General features: G+C 70.3%; 12 protein-coding genes. 11 read left to right on the forward strand and 1 reads right to left on the reverse strand.

Translation table 11 applies throughout. From position 1 onward, the window contains the following. The first annotated feature begins 200 nt into the window (after nucleotides 1-200). From M673_RS02565 to M673_RS02575, 3 genes are read left to right on the forward strand one after another with little or no spacing between them, the layout of a single operon-like run. Nucleotides 201-1,166, forward strand: coding sequence for an ImuA family protein (locus M673_RS02565; protein ID WP_061973337.1), 966 nt, complete (start codon nucleotides 201-203; stop codon nucleotides 1,164-1,166). Beyond that, complete coding sequence (locus tag M673_RS24010; protein ID WP_244493272.1) at nucleotides 1,111-2,733, forward strand: Y-family DNA polymerase; 1,623 nt, start codon at nucleotides 1,111-1,113, stop codon at nucleotides 2,731-2,733. Before M673_RS02565 ends, M673_RS24010 begins: the two co-directional genes overlap by 56 nt. Continuing rightward, the gene (locus M673_RS02575) at nucleotides 2,730-6,254 is read left to right on the forward strand and encodes an error-prone DNA polymerase (protein WP_061973338.1); all 3,525 of its coding nucleotides are present in this window, start codon (nucleotides 2,730-2,732) and stop codon (nucleotides 6,252-6,254) included. Before M673_RS24010 ends, M673_RS02575 begins: the two co-directional genes overlap by 4 nt. An 18-nt stretch (nucleotides 6,255-6,272) precedes the next feature. Here M673_RS02575 and hisC read toward each other — a convergent pair whose 3' ends face one another. Continuing rightward, complete coding sequence (hisC, locus tag M673_RS02580) at nucleotides 6,273-7,331, reverse strand: histidinol-phosphate transaminase (RefSeq protein ID WP_061973340.1); 1,059 nt, start codon at nucleotides 7,329-7,331, stop codon at nucleotides 6,273-6,275. Between the two features lie 172 nt (nucleotides 7,332-7,503). Here hisC and M673_RS02585 point away from each other — a divergent pair, with 172 nt between their 5' ends. The 8 genes from M673_RS02585 (at nucleotide 7,504) to M673_RS02620 (ending at nucleotide 16,921) form a co-directional block, all read left to right on the forward strand. Further along, nucleotides 7,504-7,971 carry a DUF2269 family protein gene (locus tag M673_RS02585; RefSeq protein ID WP_148639953.1) on the forward strand — a complete coding sequence of 156 codons (468 nt, stop codon included), beginning with the start codon at nucleotides 7,504-7,506 and terminating at the stop codon, nucleotides 7,969-7,971. A gap of 4 nt (nucleotides 7,972-7,975) precedes the next feature. Next, entirely contained in the window at nucleotides 7,976-9,289 is a 1,314-nt protein-coding gene (locus tag M673_RS02590; protein WP_061973343.1) for an SDR family oxidoreductase, read from the forward strand. A gap of 222 nt (nucleotides 9,290-9,511) precedes the next feature. Next, nucleotides 9,512-10,486: a cytochrome c oxidase subunit II gene (locus M673_RS02595; protein ID WP_061973344.1), complete on the forward strand. Its 975-nt coding sequence runs from the start codon at nucleotides 9,512-9,514 to the stop codon at nucleotides 10,484-10,486. Next, nucleotides 10,483-13,050, forward strand: coding sequence for a cytochrome c oxidase subunit I (gene ctaD, locus M673_RS02600; protein WP_061973346.1), 2,568 nt, complete (start codon nucleotides 10,483-10,485; stop codon nucleotides 13,048-13,050). The genes M673_RS02595 and ctaD overlap by 4 nt, the downstream gene beginning before the upstream one ends. A 160-nt stretch (nucleotides 13,051-13,210) precedes the next feature. Further along, entirely contained in the window at nucleotides 13,211-13,591 is a 381-nt protein-coding gene (locus tag M673_RS02605) for a hypothetical protein (RefSeq protein WP_061973348.1), read from the forward strand. Then, nucleotides 13,588-14,292 carry a cytochrome c oxidase assembly protein gene (locus M673_RS02610; RefSeq protein WP_244493267.1) on the forward strand — a complete coding sequence of 235 codons (705 nt, stop codon included), beginning with the start codon at nucleotides 13,588-13,590 and terminating at the stop codon, nucleotides 14,290-14,292. The genes M673_RS02605 and M673_RS02610 overlap by 4 nt, the downstream gene beginning before the upstream one ends. Then, nucleotides 14,289-15,593: a c-type cytochrome gene (locus M673_RS02615; RefSeq protein ID WP_061973351.1), complete on the forward strand. Its 1,305-nt coding sequence runs from the start codon at nucleotides 14,289-14,291 to the stop codon at nucleotides 15,591-15,593. The genes M673_RS02610 and M673_RS02615 overlap by 4 nt, the downstream gene beginning before the upstream one ends. A gap of 401 nt (nucleotides 15,594-15,994) precedes the next feature. Beyond that, nucleotides 15,995-16,921, forward strand: coding sequence for a pyridoxal-phosphate dependent enzyme (locus M673_RS02620; RefSeq protein WP_061973352.1), 927 nt, complete (start codon nucleotides 15,995-15,997; stop codon nucleotides 16,919-16,921). Nucleotides 16,922-16,927 lie beyond the last annotated feature (6 nt).

Below are 16,927 nucleotides of genomic sequence, written 5' to 3' on the forward strand. Positions count from 1 at the left end.
CGGTGCCGCTCGGCGGCGAGACAGGCTGTCCGAAGGAGAAGACCATGCTGGCGGCGAAACCGGAAACCGCGTCCCCCGATACGCCGGAGCCCATCCGTTCCTTCCAGAAAAGCTCGATAAAATCAAGACTTGGCCCCTGCGGCGCGTTATCCGACGAGCTGCTGAGCGAGGGAAAAAGCGAGGAGGGAGCACCGGCGCCGATGCCGCGCCTCGGTGATCTGCGCGCGGTGATTCGGCGAATCGAGGATCGCGCGCCGCCACGCTGGAGCGAGCGGGGGACGGGCGATGCGGGGTCCGAACAGGGTGGCGAGGGGGAGGAATTTTGTCCTGCCGTGCCTGTGTGCCCGCTCGGTTTTGCCGAGATCGACGATCGGCTCGGCGGCGGCTTTCCCGAGGCCGGCCTGTCGGAGCTGCGGGTTGAGGCGGTGCGCGATGCCGGGGCGGGCCTTGGCTTCGCGTTGGCGCTGGCCGTGCTGCTCGGCGCCACGGCGCGCCGACCGCTGGTCTGGATCGCGCCGGCCGCGACGCTCACCGATGCCGGCTATCCCTACCGGCCCGGGCTGGCCGGCTTCGGGCTCGACCCGGCCGCGCTCGTCATGGTGCGCGCCCGCCGGCTGGAGGAAGCGCTCTGGGCGGCGGAGGAGGCGGCACGCTCCGGCGCCCCGGCGCTGACGCTGCTCGAAGTGCAGAACAACCCGGCCCAGCTCTCGCTGGAGGGCTCGCGCCGCCTCCATTGGCGCTCGCGCGCCGCCGGGCGGCCGGTGGTGGTGCTGCGCCAAGGCGGCTTTGCCGAATCCACCGCCGCGCCGCTGCGCCTGCGCCTCGCGGCCGGCCCCGCCGCTGACACCCCCCGCAGCGGGGTCGGGCTGGAGGCGCAGCGCCTCGTCGGCGCGCCCGCCTTCACCGTCTCGATCGAGAAATCCCGCGATGGCCGCCTTGGCCAAGTCTGTCTGGAGTGGAACCCCCATGAGCGTCGATTCGAAACGATCCGTCCCGCCGCGCTTTCTCGGCCTGTTCTTTCCACGCCTCCCGACGGACCGGCTGCGCCGGCAGCGGTTCGGCCGCTCATGGCGCCTGGAGAAGGAGGGGCGCCTGGAGCAGGAGGGGCGCGTGGAGAAGGAAGCGTGCGGGACGGCGCCCGCGAGCCGCGCCGCCGCGCATCCTGACGCGGGTTTTCCCCAGCCGCTGCTGACGCCGCGCCTGGGAGCGGGCAACGGCCACCGCCCGCCCGCCGCGCTGCCGCTGGCCACCCTGCGCCCCTCGCAGCGCGAGGTCGTGGAAGGCGCGGAAGGAGAACTCGCCCCGCTCGCGCTGTTCGAGCGCCAGGGCGGGGCGGACCGGCTGGCGGCCTTGTGCGAACTGGCCGCCGGCCTCGGGCTGCGGCCGGGCCTCGGCCTTGCCGAAGCGCGGGCGCGCTTTCCCGAACTGGAACTCTGCGACATGGACCGAGGGGCCGACCGCCAGCTTCTGGAAGCGCTGGCGGACGCGGCCGAGCGCTACACGCCGCTGGTCGCGCGCGACGGGCGGCAGGGCCTCGTGCTCGACATTTCGGGCTGCGCCCATCTCTTCGGCGGCGAGGCGGCCTTGTGCCGCGAAGTGGCGCTGCGCTTCGGGGCGCAGGGCTTCGCGCTCGGCTGGGGCCTCGCCTCGCAGCCCGCGCTTGCCGGCGCCCTGGCGCGCCACCGGCCCGGCGTCAGCGTGGCGGCGGGGGAGGAGGCGTCGGCGGTCTCCGCTCTGCCCATCCAGGCTCTGCGGATCGATGCCGAGGAACGCGCCCGGCTCGGGCGCCTCGGCCTCGCGACGGTGGGCGATCTCCTGGCCCTGCCGCGCGCCTCGCTGGCGCGCCGCTTCGGCGAGGCGCTGCTCGCCCGGCTCGACGCGCTCACCGGCCGGCATCGTCGCCCGATCGAGCCGCGCCGCTACGTCGCCCCGCTCGGGCGCGAGCGCCTCCTGTTCGAACCCGTTAGCCTCGCCGACGACATCCTGCGCCTCGTGCGCCATCTCGCCGGGCATCTGAGGCCCGATCTGGAGGCGCGGGGCGAGGGCGCGCGGCGGCTGGAGCTTGCGTTGTTCCGTGTCGACGGGCGGGTGGAGCGGCTGGAGGTTCGCAGCGCCCGGCCCCTGCGCGCGCCCGAGCGCATCGAGCGCCTGTTCGCCGAACGGCTGAAATCGATCAGCGACGATCTCGACGCCGGCTTCGGCTACGATCTCCTGCGCCTGTCGGTGATGGAAACCGAGGCGATGGACGACCGGCAGACGAGCCTGACGGAGGAGGACGGGCCCGGCGGCGGCGAGGCGCTGGCCGATCTTCTCGACCGCCTGTCCACCCGGCTGGGCGAGGCGGCGATCTTCTCGCTGGAGCCCGACGAGAGCCACCGGCCGGAGCGCGCGCAGCACCGCGTCCAATGGCTGAGCGCATCGGGCGCGATAGAAGGCGAAGTGCCGCTGTCGCCCCGGCCCTTGCGCCTTCTCGTGCCGCCCGAGCCGGTCAGCGCCACGGCCGAGGTGCCGGACGGGCCGATCCGCCAGTTTCTCTGGCGCCGCGCGCATTACCGCGTCGGGCGGATCGAGGGGCCGGAGCGCATCGCGCCCGAATGGTGGCGCGCCGACGCCGTGCCGGAGCGCGACTATTACCGCATCGAGGACGAGGGCGGCCGGCGCTACTGGATGTTCCGCGAAGGGGGGCGGCCGGACGGCGCCTCCGGCTGGTTCCTGCACGGCCTCTTCGCGTGAGCGGCAAGGGGCTCCTTGCGCCCGGCCCGGGCTTTTGCGAGATCGGCGCAGCCTCGACCTTTTCGTTTCTGCGCGGCGTGTCGCAGCCGGGCGAGATGGTGGTGGCGGCCAAGGCCCTGGCGCTGGGCGGCCTGGGGCTGGCCGACCGCAACACGCTGGCCGGCGTGGTGCGGGCCTATGGGCAGGCGGAACTGGCCGAGATGCCCTTTCGCCCCGGCGCGCGGCTGGTGTTTCGCGACGAGACGCCCGACCTCTTCGCCTATCCCCGCGACCGCGCCGCCTGGGGCCGGCTTTGCCGGCTGTTGACGGTCGGAAACCTGCGCGCGCCCAAGGGCGAGTGCCATCTTGATCTGGCCGATCTCCTCGAATGGGGAGAGGGGCTGAACCTGGCGCTTCTCGCCCCAGACGCTTTGGGCGGCGACGAGGCGACGAGCGGCGAGGCCGAGCGGCGCCTGCGCACGGCGTTGAACCCGCTGGCGCACGCCTTTCCCGGCGCGCTGCGCCTGGCCCTCGCGCCCCGGCTCGACGGCGGCGACCGGCGCCGCCTCGCTCGCGCGCAAATCCTGGCCAAGGCCTGCCGCGCGCCGCTTCTGGCCACCAACGACGCGTTCTATCACGGCGAGGACCGGCGCCCCTTGAGCGATGTTGTCACCGGCATTCGCGAGCATGTGCCGCTGGCGCAGGCCGGCTTTCGTCTGGCCCGCAACGCCGAGCGGCGGCTGAAGCACGAGGGCGAAATGCTGCGCCTGTTTCGCGGCTTCGAGGGGGCGATCGGCGAGGCCCGGCGCTTTTTCGAGGAGCTCGGCTTCGATCTCGCCAGCCTGAAATACGACTATCCCGACGAGGCGCTGGGCCTTTCCGTTTCACCGGGCGAGGAGCTTCGGCGTCTGGCGCGCGAAGGGGCGGTGCGCCGCTACCATCCCAAGCCCGTGCCGGATAGCATCTGGAGCCGGATCGAGACCGAGATGGCGCTGATCGAGAAGAAGAAATACGAGCCCTATTTCCTCACCGTCCACCGCATCGTCGACGCCGCGCGGGAGATGAAGATCCTCTGCCAGGGGCGCGGCTCGGCGGCCAATTCCGTGGTCTGCTACTGCCTCGGCGTGACGGAGGTGCATCCCGACAAGGCCGGCCTCCTGTTCGACCGCTTCATCTCGGCCGACCGGGACGAGCCGCCCGACATCGACATCGATTTCGAGCACGAGCGGCGCGACGAGGTGATCCGCTGGATCTACGATTTCTACGGCCGGGACTCGGCCGCGATCGCCGCCACCGTCATCACCTATCGCGCCCGCTCGGCGGCGCGCGAGGTCGGCCAGTGCTTCGGCCTGTCGGAGGACGCGCTGAGCGCCCTGTCCGGCTCGGTCTGGGGCTATTCCGCCAGCGATCTCGGCGCGCGAGAGGCCGAGGCAGCGGGGCTCTCGGCCGAGGACCGCACGACGCGCCACGTGCTCGACTTCGCGCGCCAGCTCGCCGGTTTTCCACGCCACCTGTCGCAGCATGTCGGCGGCTTCGTGCTGACGCGCGGCCGGGTGGACGAGACCGTGCCGGTGCTCAACACCGGCTCCAAGGGCCGCATCATCGTGGAATGGGACAAGGACGATCTCGACACGCTCGGCATCCTGAAGATCGACATCCTGGCGCTGGGCATGCTCTCGTGCCTGCGCCGCGCCTTCGACATGCTGAACAAGCTCTATCCTGGCGAGGCGACGGGCGATGGGCGTCCGGCCACGCTCGACACGCTGCCCGTCGAGCCGCCGAACGGCCCGGTCTGGCGCATGACGCACCGGGCCGACACGCTCGGCACGTTCCAGATCGAATCCCGGGCGCAGATGTCCATGCTGCCCAAGCTCCAGCCCAACAAGTTCTACGACCTCGTCGTGCAGGTCGCCATCGTTCGCCCCGGCCCGATCCAGGGCGACATGGTGCATCCCTATCTCCGCCGGCGCATGGGGCTGGAGGATGCCACGCTGCCGAGCGAGGAGCTTCGCGAGATTCTGGATCGCACCTATGGCGTGCCCCTGTTTCAAGAGCAGGCCATGCGCATCGCCATGGTGGCGGCCGGCTTTTCCGGCACCGAGGCCGACAAGCTGCGCCGCGCCATGGCGACCTTCAAGCGCACGGGGCAGGTCACGCATTTCAAGGAGCGGATGATCTCCGGCATGGTGGCCAAGGGCTACGAGCCCGACTTCGCCGCGCGCTGCTTCGGCCAGATCGAGGGCTTCGGCGAATACGGCTTTCCCGAAAGCCACGCCGCCTCCTTCGCGCTCTTGGTCTATGCTTCGGCCTTCATCAAGTGCCACTATCCCGATGTCTTCGCCGCCAGCCTTCTCAACTCCCAGCCCATGGGCTTCTACGCCCCGTCGCAGATCGTGCGCGACGCGCAGGAGCATGGGGTGGAGGTGCGCGCCGTCTGCGTCAACCGCTCGTCATGGGACATGACCATGGAGCCCGCCCGCTTCGACCCACGCCGCATCCACCCGCGCCACCGCGAGATGGCACGCGATATCCGCTCGCGCCACGCCATCCGGCTCGGCTTCCGGCAGGTGAAGGGCCTTGGCGAAGGCGAGATGCGCCGGCTCGGCTGGGTGCGCGATTCTACCGGCCCCTTCCGCTCGCTGCACGATCTGCGCCAGCGCGCCGGCCTTTCGCGCCGTACGCTGGAGCGGCTGGCGGACGCCGACGCCTTCACCGATCTGGGTCTCACGCGCCGCGAAGCGCTCTGGGCGGTGCAGGGGCTGGACGAGCCGGTGGAGGATCTGCCGCTCTTTGCCGCCTCGCGCGGGGCCGACCTGCGGCCCGAGGCGCCGGCCGCCCTGCCGGAGATGCCGGAGGGCGAGGAGGTGGTGAACGACTACCGCTTCCTGTCGCTGTCCTTGAAGGCGCATCCCGTGTCCTTCCTGCGCGGCCATCTCGCCGATCTCGGCATCGCGCAGACGGTGGCCCTGGAGGGGGTGCGGCCCGGCCGGCGGGTGGACGTGGCGGGGCTGGTGCTCATCCGCCAGCGTCCCGGCTCGGCCAAGGGCGTCGTCTTCATCACGGTGGAGGACGAGACGGGCGTCGCCAATATCGTGGTCTGGAAGCATGTGTTCGAGCGCTTCCGGTCCGTGGTGCTGGGCGCGCGCTTCATCCGCATTTCAGGCCGGCTCCAGCGCGACCATGGCGTCCAGCATCTGGTGGCGGATCGGCTGGAGGACCTCTCGCCGCTGCTCGCGCATCTTTCCCGGAGCGGCTTGGCGAAGACCAACACGCTGCAGCCCGCCGACCATGTGCGCAAGCCCCTGCGCTATCACGGCAACGAGCGCGCCCTGCAGCGCCCGATCTCGCCCGAGGTGGTGGAGGCGGCAAGCGCGCTCGGCGCGGTTCTCTCGCGCGCCGACGAGTTCCGCCATCCCCAGCCCGAAGGCCGCGTCAACCTTCACCGCACTCCGCGCGAAGGCCGCCTCCTGCCGAACGCGCCGGACGGGCAGGACATCCGCGAGGCCCATTCCGTGCTGCCCAAAGGGCGGAACTTCCATTGAGCCGGGCGGTGTTCGCGCTCAGTCCAGAACCGCCCGCAGCACCGCGAGCAGCCGGTCGCATTCGGGATCGGTGCCGACCGTGATGCGCAGGAAATCGGCGATGCGCGGCCGGGCGAAATGGCGAACCAAGACGCCGCGCTCGCGCAGGGCGCGGGCGAGGTCCGCGCCGGCGTGGCCGGGATGACGCGCGAAGAGGAAGTTCGCCTCCGACGGCAGGACCTCGAAGCCCAGCGCCGCCAGCGCCCCGGCCAGCCGCTGGCGCGAGGCGACGACCAGCGCCCGGTGCCGCTCGAACCAGTCGCGATCCTCGAAGGCGGCAAGCGCCCCGGCCTGCGCCAGCCGGTCCAGCGGATAGGAGTTGAAACTGTCCTTCACCCGCTCCAGCGCCTGGATCAGGGGCCGTTGGCCGAGGGCGAAGCCGACGCGCAGCCCCGCCAGCGAGCGCGACTTGGAAAAGGTCTGCACCACGAGAAGATTGGGATAGGCGCGCACCAAACCCGCCGCGCTCTCCGTGCCGAAGTCGACATAAGCCTCGTCGATCACCACGGGCTGTTCGGGATGCGCGCCCAGAAGCCGGCGAAGCGCGGCGAGCGGCAGCGCGATCCCGGTCGGCGCGTTCGGGTTCGGCAGAATGATCGCGCCGCAAGGCCGGTCATAGGCCTCCACCTCGATCTCGAAGCGTTCGTTCAGCGCGACCTGTTCGAAGCGGATGCCGTAGAGCCGGCAATAGGTGGGGTAGAAGGCGTAAGACAGGTCGGGAAAGAGCAGCGGGCGCTCGTGGTTCAACAGCGCCTGGAAGACATGGGCCAGCACCTCGTCCGAGCCGTTGCCGACGAAGACCTCCTCCGCCCGCAGGCCGAACCCCGCAGCGATCCCCTCTCGCAGCGCCGAGGCCGACGGATCGGGATAAAGGCGCAGCGGGTCGCCCGCCGCCGCCCGGATCGCCGCCAGGGCGCGGGGCGAGGGGCCGTAGGGATTCTCGTTGGTGTTCAGCTTGAGGAGATCGGCGAGGTTCGGTTGCTCGCCCGGCACATAGGGCTCCAGCGAGTGGACGATCGGGCTCCAGAAACGGCTCATGGCGATCCTGCCGAGAAGAAGGGGAAGGGGCGGCTGACGGGGGAATAGCCTCGCACCGCGGCGCCTGTCCAACACACCCCCCGGCTCAACCCTCGCCCGGCTTCGTTCTTTACGGCTTCGTCAGGTCCTTCGGGCCATGGTCGGGTCTGTCGCCGCGTCGGAGGGGCCCGTCTTGCTCTATCTCGCCCTCAAATATCTCCATGTGCTCGGGGCCATCGTGATCCTGGGAACGGGAACCGGCATCGCCTTCTTCATGCTCATGGCCCATCGCACGCGCGAAGCCGGTTTCGTGGCGCGCACGGCCGGCGTGGTGGTGACGGCCGATCTTCTGTTCACCGCCTCGGCCGTGGTTCTGCAGCCCATTACCGGTTACTGGCTGGCCCGCGAAGCCGGCTATCCCCTCACCGAGCCCTGGATTCTCACCTCGCTGGCGCTCTACGCACTGGCCGGCCTGTTCTGGCTGCCGGTGGTCTGGATCCAGGTGCGCATGCGCGATCTGGCGCAGGCGGCGGCCGCGCGGGGCGAGCCGCTGCCGGCGCGCTATCACCAGCTGTTCCGCGTCTGGTTCGTGTTCGGCTTTCCCGGCTTCGGCGCGGTCGCCGCCATTCTGTGGCTGATGATCGCCAAGCCGGGGCTCTGACGCGATGACCGCTCCTCCCACGATCGCCATCTTCGGCGCCTCCGGCCTGATCGGCGAGGCCACGGCGCGCCAGCTCCAGGCCGAGGGCTTTCGCGTCCTGGCGTTGGCCCGCCGCTTTTCCCCCGCCCAGCGCGCGGCCTTCCCGAACGCCGTGGAAGCGCCGCTGCTCGCCTTCTCGGCGGGGGATCTCGACCAGATCCTCTCCGCCCACGGCGCCGAGATCGTGGTGAACTGCATCGGCGTCCTGCAAAGCAGCCCGCAGAAGGGCAGCGCCGAAGACGTGCATTGCGGCTTCGCCGCCCGGCTCGTGGAGGCGACGCAGGCGCGGCTTCTCGTGCAGATCTCGATTCCCGGCAGCGAGACGGAGGATCGCACACCCTTCAGCGCCACCAAGCGGGCGGCCGAGCGGTTGATACACGCCCGCAGCCCCGCCTTCGCCATTTTGCGCCCCGGCTTCGTCTGGGCGCCGTCGGCCTATGGCGGCAGCGCCCTGATGCGCGCCCTCGCCCTGCTGCCGGCCGATTTGCCGGCGCGCGAGGCGGCAAGCCCCTTCGCCGCCACGGATGCGGGCGACATCGCCCGCACGATCGGCTTTCTCGCCCGGCGCTGGGCCGGCGGCGAGCGCGACTGGCGCGTGACCTGGGACGTGATGGAGCGCGGGGGCGAAAGCGTCGGCGGCGTCGTCTCGCGCCTTCGCCGGCACATGGGCGGACCCAAGCCCTGGCTGCGCCTGCCCGCCGCGCTGATGCGGCTCGGCGCACTGGCCGGAGACGCCGCCGCCCGGCTCGGCTGGTCCCCGCCGATCCGCACCACGGCGCTCCGCGAGATGCGGCGCGGCGTCCAGGGCGACCCCGGCCCCTGGATCTCGGCAACAAGCATCGAGCCCCGCGCCTTCGCGGACGCCTTGGCGCACACGCCCGCCAGCGTGCAGGAGCGCTGGTTCGCCAAGCTCTATCTCGCCAAGGCCCTGGTGATCGGCACGCTCGCCGCCTTCTGGCTCGTGTCGGGCCTCCTCGCCCTAACGCTCGCCTTTGATGCGGCGGCGGCGATCCTGATCCAGGCCGGCGCTCCCCCGCTTCTGGCCAAGGCGGCGACCGCGGCCACCAGCCTCCTCGACATCGCCATCGGTGGCCTCATCGCCATAAGGCGCACGTGCCGCCTCGGCCTCCTGGCCGGCATGGCCGTCACCCTCGCCTATCTTCTCGGCTCCGTTCCCATCGCGCCCCATCTCTGGCTCGATCCCATCGGCGCCATGGTCAAAACCGTGCCCGCCCTCGTCCTGATGCTGGTGGCGCTGCTGATCCTGGACGAGCGCTAGAACCGGTCCGTGCGCCTTATCACGCGAGCGTGATGGCGGCTCGGCGAACCCTCCTCATCCCAAAGCTTCGCGCCGCCTTAGTTCGCTTCCTAAGGAATTGCGCGTCCGGCCTGGGGGATCTGGTGGGGCGTCGCGGGGCAGGGCGCTTTGGCGCCGGGGGATCAGACGCTGAAACGGGGTATTCCGAGACTTTCGGGGCAGGGCGGAGCGTGGCGAAGGGCTGTGGGCCTTCTGCCGCTCGTGCTGCTGGCCGCCTGCCAGGGGCCGCAATCCACCTTCGCGCCGGCCGGGCTCGAGGCCGAGCGGGTGCTCGGCCTGTTCTGGGTCATGCTGGGCGGGGCGGTCGCCATCTGGCTCTTCGTCATGGCCGTGTCGATCTATGCGACGCGGGCCAACTCGACGACCTTCAGCGACAAGGCCGGCAACCGCTTCATCCTTTGGGGCGGGGTCGCCTTTCCCGTGGTGGTGCTGACCGCGCTTCTGGTCTTCGGCCTGCGCCTCATGCCGGATTTTCGCGCGCCTGCCGACGGGCCGCGCATCGCCGTGTCGGGCGAGCGCTTCTGGTGGCGCGTTCATTACATCGCGCCCGACACGCCGGGCGTCGCCAAGGCGCTGTCGGGCGAGGGCGTGCCCTCGGCCAACGAGATCTGGCTGCCGGTGAACCGGCGCTCCGAACTGCTGCTCGGCTCGCCCGACGTCATCCATTCCTTCTGGGTGCCCAATATCGCGGGCAAGACCGACACGATCCCCGGCCGCGTCAACCGGCTGGTGGTGGAGCCGACGCGGCTCGGCACGTTCAACGGCATCTGCGCCGAGTTCTGCGGCACGGCCCATGCCCAGATGCTGTTTCGCGTGCGCGTCGTTACGCAAGAGGAGTTCGACGCCAGGGTCGCGGCGGAGGCCGCCCCCGCGACGCTGCTCGATCATCCCGGCCGGCTCGTTTTCGAGCGCAGCGGCTGCGGCGCGTGCCATGCCGTGCGCGGCACGCAGTCGACGGGCGAGGTCGGGCCGGACCTCACTCATCTGGCCGCCCGCCTGACGCTCGGCGCCGGCATTCTGGAGATGAACCCGGACAATATCGCGCGCTTCGTCGCGCTCACCGAACATGAGAAGCCGGGCGTCGAGATGCCCGCCTTCTCCATGCTGCCGCCGGAGGACCTCCGGCAGATCGCCGACTGGCTGGGGAATCTTCGATGAGCATGGCGGCCGAACTCAACGCGCTCCGCCGCCCGCAGGACCCGGACCAGGAGGACGAGGCGGTGCGCCGTGCCCAGGCCGAGCGGCTGATCGCCGTCTGGGACAGCCCCAAGGGCTGGCGCTACTGGTCCGACGTCAACAACACGACGGTCGGCGTCTGGTACACCGCCACCGCCTTCGCCTTCATGCTGTTTGCCGGCGTGCTCGGCCTGATGATCCGCGTACAGCTGGCCGTGCCGGGCAACGACTTCCTGTCGGCCACGCTGTACAATCAGGTGTACACGCTGCACGGCACGGTGATGATGTTCCTCTTCGCCGTGCCGATCTTCGAGGCGGTGGCGGTCATCCTCCTGCCGCAGATGCTGGGCGCGCGCGACCTACCCTTTCCCCGCCTCTCGGCCTTCGGATACTGGTGCTTCCTGATCGGCGGCATCTTCGTCTGCGGCTCGATCTTCTTCGGGCAGGCGCCCAATTCCGGCTGGTTCATGTACCCGCCGCTGACCACGCAGGCGCGCTTCACCCCCGGCTACGGCGCCGACATCTGGCTGCTCGGCCTGTCCTTCATCGAGGTCGCCTCGATCGCCGCGGCGGTGGAGCTGATCGTCGGCGCGCTGAAGTGCCGGCCCCCCGGCATGAAGCTCAACCTCATGCCGCTCTATGCCTGGTACGTCTTGGTCGTCGCGGCGATGATCCTCTTCGCCTTTCCGCCGCTGATCGCCGGCGACATCCTGTTCGAGATGGAGCGCCTGTTCGACTGGCCCTTCTTCGACCCGACGCGCGGCGGCGACCCGATGCTCTGGCAGCATCTGTTCTGGATCTTCGGCCACCCGGAGGTCTACATCATCTTCCTGCCGACCATCGCGCTCTTTGCCATGATCATCCCGACCTTCGCCCGGCGCCCGCTGATCGGCTATTCCTGGATCGTGCTGGCGGCGGTGGGCACGGGCTTCCTGAGCTTTGGCCTGTGGGTCCACCACATGTTCACGACGGGTCTGCCGGCCATGTCGCTCGGCTTCTTCTCGGCGGCGTCGGAGGCGGTGGCAATCCCCACCGGCGTGCAGATCTTCGTGTTCCTGGCGACCTGCCTTGCCGGGCGCGTCGTCTTCGCCGTGCCCATGCTCTTCGTCGCCGGCTCGCTCGGCATCTTCGTGCTGGGCGGTCTTACCGGCGTCATGGTGGCGCTCGCGCCCTTCGACTGGCAGGTCCACGACACCTATTTCGTGGTGGCCCATCTCCACTACGTCATCCTCGGCGGCGTGCTCTTCCCGATCGTCGCCGGCCTCTACTATTATTGGCCGATCGTCTCCTCGCGCAAACTCTCGGACCGCTGGGGCAAGATCGCCTTCTGGCTGATGTTCGTCGGCTTCAATGTCGGCTTCTTCCCCATGCACTATTCCGGCATGATCGGCATGCCGCGCCGCATCTACACCTATCCCGCCCTGATGGGGCTGGAACTGCCGAACCTCATCTCCACGTTCGGCGCCTTCGTCTTCGCGGCCGGCTTCCTGATCGTGGTGGCCGACATGCTGCGGCCGCGCAAGGACGCCTACGCGGAGAGGAATGTCTGGAACGCCGGCACGCTGGAATGGGCGGGCGAGGTGCCGGACCAGCCCTGGGGCGTGCGCTCCGTGCCGATCATCCGCTCGCGCTATCCGATCTGGGACCAGCCGGGCTTCGTCGACGACATCGATAAGGGCCGGTTCTACATGCCGGACGCCGAGGAGGGCAAGCGCGAGACCATGGTGACCACCGTGCTCGACGCCGAGCCGGTGCAGTGCCTGCGCGTGCCCGGCCCCTCCTTCGTGCCGATGTTCGCCGCGATCTTCCTCGGCGCCTGCTTCATCGCCGCGACCTTTCACTATTGGACGCTGACCATCGCCTCGCTGGTGGTCGCGGTCTTCGTCATCCTGTTCTGGCTCTGGAAGGCGACCGCCGTCATTCCCGAGAAGGACGAGAAATATGTCGGGCTCGGCCTGACCCTGCCGACCTATGTCTCGGGGCCGCATTCGGTCTCCTGGTGGGCCATGTTCATTACCATGATCGGCGATGCCACGGCCTTTCTGAGCCTCGTCTTCGGCTATTACTTCTTCTTCACCATCCACGAGAACTTCCCGCCCGCCGGGGTGAGCGGTCCGGGCCAGCTCTGGCCGAGCGTTTCGCTGGCGCTTTTCGCGCTCGGCTGGGGCGCGACGCTGCTGGCCCATCGCACCCTGAAGCGCGGCAGCGTCGGCGCGGCGCGGCTGCTCCTCCTCGTCGGGCTGGTGGCGCATCTTGCGGCCGGCGCGGCGCTGCTCTGGGGGCCGCATGCGACGGGGCTCCAGCCCTCGACCCATGTCTATCCCGCCACCGTCTGGATCCTCTGCATCTGGACGGCGATCCATGCCGGCGTCGGCGCCCTGATGCTGGCCTACTGCCTCGCCCGCTCGCTCGCCGGCAAGCTGACGCCGCGCTACGACATCGACCTCGCCAATGTCGCGCTCTACGCCCATTTCGCGGTGGCCACCGGCCTCGTCACGGTTCTGACGGTCGGCTGGTTCCCCTTGGTCGCAGGAGGCTTAGAGTGACTTTCGAAACCTCCCGGGGTCGACTGGCGGAGGCTTTTGGCCGCCCGGCATCGTTGCCGATCCTCGCCGATGCTGTCGGCATCGACTGCGTTCGGCGCCTTGCCGACGACCAAAATCCTTCCACCATCCTCCGCCCGGAGGCCTCGAAAGTCACTCTCCCATGTTCGGTCTTCGCCGCGGTACAAGCGACAGCTTGATCACCATGATCGCGACGCCCACGGTCTGGGCGCTGCATTTCCTCTTCTCCTATGTCTGGGTGGCGAGCGCCTGCGCGCCCAACGAGGACGTGTTCAAGTCCATCGCCCCGGCGCGGATCGGCGTGGCGGTGGCGACGGTGCTCGGCCTCCTCTTCTGCTTCTTCGCCGGCCTTCGCGCTTGGAGGGAATGGCGGGCGGAGGGCGGCGAGCCGCCGCACGACAAGCCGACCGAGGCCGATCGCGAGCGGCAGATGGAACTCGCCTCCGTGCTTCTGTCCGGCCTCTCCTTCCTCGCCATCGTCTTCACCGCCCTGCCGGTCCTTCTCGTGGCGGATTGCCGATGAGCCCGTCGCGCTGGGACATCCCGCCCGAGCCCGTCCGCCCGGCTCCCCTGGGCGGCAAAGCTTTGATGCGTCGGCACGCGCCGCTGGCCTTGGCGCTCCTCGTGCTCGTCGCGGCCTGGTTCGGGCCGCTGCCGGCGCGGGCCGAGACGTCCTTCGCCGCGCATATGATCCTGCATATGGGCGTCGTCGCCTTGGCCGCGCCGCTCCTCGCCTTCGGCCTCGCGCGCTCCAACCTTCTGCCGACCGGCGCCAGCGCCGGGCGTTTCGTTCTGCCGGCGGCACTTCTGGAATTCCTTCTGATCTGGGGCTGGCACGCGCCGGCCCTGCATGACGCGGCGCGCCAGAGTCTGGCGCTCTTCGCCCTCGAACAGGCTTCCTTCCTGCTCGCCGGTCTCTTCCTCTGGACGGCGGCACTCGGCAGCCTCGGCAGCCAGCGCACCGGCGCGCGCGCCGCAGGGGCAGCCGGCCTGCTGCTCACCTCCATGCACATGACGCTGCTCGGCGCGCTGCTCCTGCTCGCGCCCCGCCCGCTCTATCGCTGCGGCACGCTCTGTTCGCCGCTGGCGACGCTGACTCCGCTGGAAGACCAGCAGCTCGGCGGCACGCTCATGCTCGCGGTCGGCGGCGCGGCCTATCTCGCGGGCGGCATCGCGCTGCTCGCCGGCGTTCTCAACACCAGACCGGCCGAGGCGCGTCCATGAAGCGAACCGTCGAGATTACCTGGCGCCGCCTCGCCCTTCTGCCGGTGATCGGGGTTGCCGGCGCGCTCCTCGTCGGCGGCTCGGGCCTTGTGTCGATCGCCGCCTCCTCGGGCCATTTAGCCCCCGTCGAATGGTTTCTCCATTGGACCTTCAACCGTGCGGTGGTGACGCAGTCGTTGCCGATCGCAGTGCCGGCCGGCGTCGATCTCGCAGACCCCCTTCTGGTGCAGCGCGCGGCGGGGCATTTCGCCAGCGGCTGCGCCCCCTGCCACGGCGCGCCGGGCGAGAAACAGTCGCCGCTGACGCAGGCCATGGTGCCGCCGCCGCCGCGCCTGGAGGAGAATGTCGGCCATTGGCGGGACCGCGAATTGTTCTGGCTGGGCCTTCACGGCATCAAATATTCCGGCATGCCGGCCTGGACCGCCCCATCGCGGCCCGACGAAGTCTGGTCCATGGTCGCCTTCCTGCGCGCCCTGCCGGGCATGAAGGCTGAGACCTATGCCGATCTGGCGCTTGGCGGAGGCCAAGCCGGCAAGGCCGGCGCCGCGCCGACGGACGCCGCGCCGGGCCTGATCCCGGGCCTCGCCGCGCTGGGCGAGAAGGCCGCGCCGGCGCTCGCCGACTGCGCACGCTGCCATGGCTATGACGGGCGCGGACGCGGCGCGCCGGGCGCCTTTCCCAACATCGCGGGCCAGCCGGAAGCCTATCTCGCGGCGACGCTTCTGGCCTATGCCTCGGGCACGCGCGAAAGCGGCATCATGACGCCCGCCGCCGGTATTCACGAGGAAGCGACGCTGCGCGAGCTCGCCGCCTGGTATGCCGCGCAGGACCCTGGCCCCGCTACGAGCGGCCCGATCCCGCCGCCTGCCGGCGTCGCGATCGGATACGAGGGCGCCGCGCGCCTGCCGCGCGGCAGCATCGGCCCCGGGGCACCCGACATCGAGCCCGCCCCCTCGGGCGCGGCGGCCGCGCTCGACCCCGCCGCCGCGAACGGTCCGCCCTATAGCACGGCGGGCTTGTCCGAACTCGGCCGGCGCATCGCGCAGGAAGGCCTGCCCGAGCGCAAGCTCGCCGCCTGCGAGACCTGCCATGGCGCTGCCGGGCGAGCGCGCAACCCGAACCATCCCCGCCTCGCCGGCCAGCCGGAATGGTTCATCGCCACCCAGCTCCAGCTCTGGAAGGACGATCATCGCGGCGGCACGCCTTCGAACCATGTCATGATCCCGATCGCCACCAACATGACGCAGGAGCAGATCGACGCCCTGGCGCTCTGGTATTCCCGGGCCGATCCCGCCCGGTAAAGGGCCGCGACGGGGTGTCGGAAAGGCTGGGAAGATTGAGCGACGGCTAACCCCGCCGCTGGCGGCATGGCTATCCTGAAATTGTCGTCGCCTTCGCCTATCGCGGAGGCGCGTCTTTTCCCAGTACCGCGAGCGCTTTATGAGCTCGGAACAAGACCGGGCGCGGCGAACCGGACGGATGATTTGGAGTGCCTGACAGAACCCTTGGGCGGAGGATGGTCGAGGAGTTTTGTCCGGGGAAGAGGATCGAAGCTTGAGCGATGCCAGCGACACAGCCAAGCGTTCGCGACGAAGCCTCAGAAGACCCGACCAGCCGACCCCGTGAGGTTTTGTCAGGCGCCCTTCGATCCTGTCCCGGCCTGCCCTGCGCCGCGCAGGGAAAACACGGAGAAGGAACGGCCATGCCGCTTCACATCGAGACGCCGCTGATCGAGTCGTCCAGCCTCGGGCGGCCGGGCCTTTCCGTCTGGCTGAAGCTGGAGGCGCTTCAGCCGCCGGGCTCCTTCAAGATTCGCGGCATCGGCCATGCCTGCGAGCGCCATGCGGAAGCCGGCAAGCGCCGCTTCGTCTCCTCTTCCGGCGGCAATGCGGGTCTTGCCGTCGCCTATGCCGGGCGAAGGCTCGGCTTGCCCGTCACCGTGGTCGTGCCGGAAACCACGAGCGCGCGGGCGCGCGCCCTGATCGAGGCGGAAGGGGCGGAGCTGCGGGTCCACGGCGCGGCCTGGCACGAGGCGAACGCCCTGGCCCTCTCGCTGGTGGACGGGGAGACCGCCTTTCTCCATCCGTTCGACGATCCGCTTCTGTGGGAAGGCCATGCCAGCCTGATCGACGAGGCCCTGCGTCAGGGGCCGGGCTTCGACGCGGTGGTGCTCTCGGTCGGCGGCGGCGGGCTGTTGTCCGGCGTGGTGGAGGGGCGGCGGCGCAACGGGCTCGAAACCTGCCCGGTCTTCGCGGTGGAAACCGAGGGCGCGGCCTCGCTCGCCCGCTCTGTGGAGGCCGGGCGGCGCGTCACGCTGGAGACGATTTCCACCGTCGCCACCTCTCTGGCGGCGAGAGAGGTTTGCGAGCAGGCCTTCGCGCTCACGCAAAGCCACGACATCCGCCCCGTTCTGGTCGGCGACCGCGAGGCGCTGCGAGCCTGCGAGCGCTTTCTGGACGACCATCGCATCCTGGTGGAGCCCGCCTGCGGCGCGGCGCTTGCCGCCGTCTCGGACGGCGCGGCCGATCTCTCCGCCTTTCGCTCCGTTCTCGTCGTGGTCTGCGGCGGAGCTGTCGCGACGATCGACACGATCCGCGCCGCCAGCGCCGCGCTGGACGAGGCGGCCTAACGGGCA

This window comes from Aureimonas sp. AU20 (genome assembly GCF_001442755.1).
GTDB lineage: Bacteria > Pseudomonadota > Alphaproteobacteria > Rhizobiales > Rhizobiaceae > Aureimonas.

What these genes read in the sequence shown, in the direction of transcription:
- M673_RS02590 (WP_061973343.1), top strand. Translation starts at nt 7,976, where the DNA reads ATGACCGCTCCTCCCACGATCGCCATCTTCGGCGCCTCCGGCCTGATC.
- M673_RS02605 (WP_061973348.1), top strand. Translation starts at nt 13,211, where the DNA reads ATGTTCGGTCTTCGCCGCGGTACAAGCGACAGCTTGATCACCATGATC.
- M673_RS02565 (WP_061973337.1), top strand. Translation starts at nt 201, where the DNA reads ATGCCGCGCCTCGGTGATCTGCGCGCGGTGATTCGGCGAATCGAGGAT.
- M673_RS02620 (WP_061973352.1), top strand. Translation starts at nt 15,995, where the DNA reads ATGCCGCTTCACATCGAGACGCCGCTGATCGAGTCGTCCAGCCTCGGG.
- M673_RS02615 (WP_061973351.1), top strand. Translation starts at nt 14,289, where the DNA reads ATGAAGCGAACCGTCGAGATTACCTGGCGCCGCCTCGCCCTTCTGCCG.
- M673_RS02610 (WP_244493267.1), top strand. Translation starts at nt 13,588, where the DNA reads ATGAGCCCGTCGCGCTGGGACATCCCGCCCGAGCCCGTCCGCCCGGCT.
- hisC (WP_061973340.1), bottom strand. Translation starts at nt 7,331, where the DNA reads ATGAGCCGTTTCTGGAGCCCGATCGTCCACTCGCTGGAGCCCTATGTG.
- ctaD (WP_061973346.1), top strand. Translation starts at nt 10,483, where the DNA reads ATGAGCATGGCGGCCGAACTCAACGCGCTCCGCCGCCCGCAGGACCCG.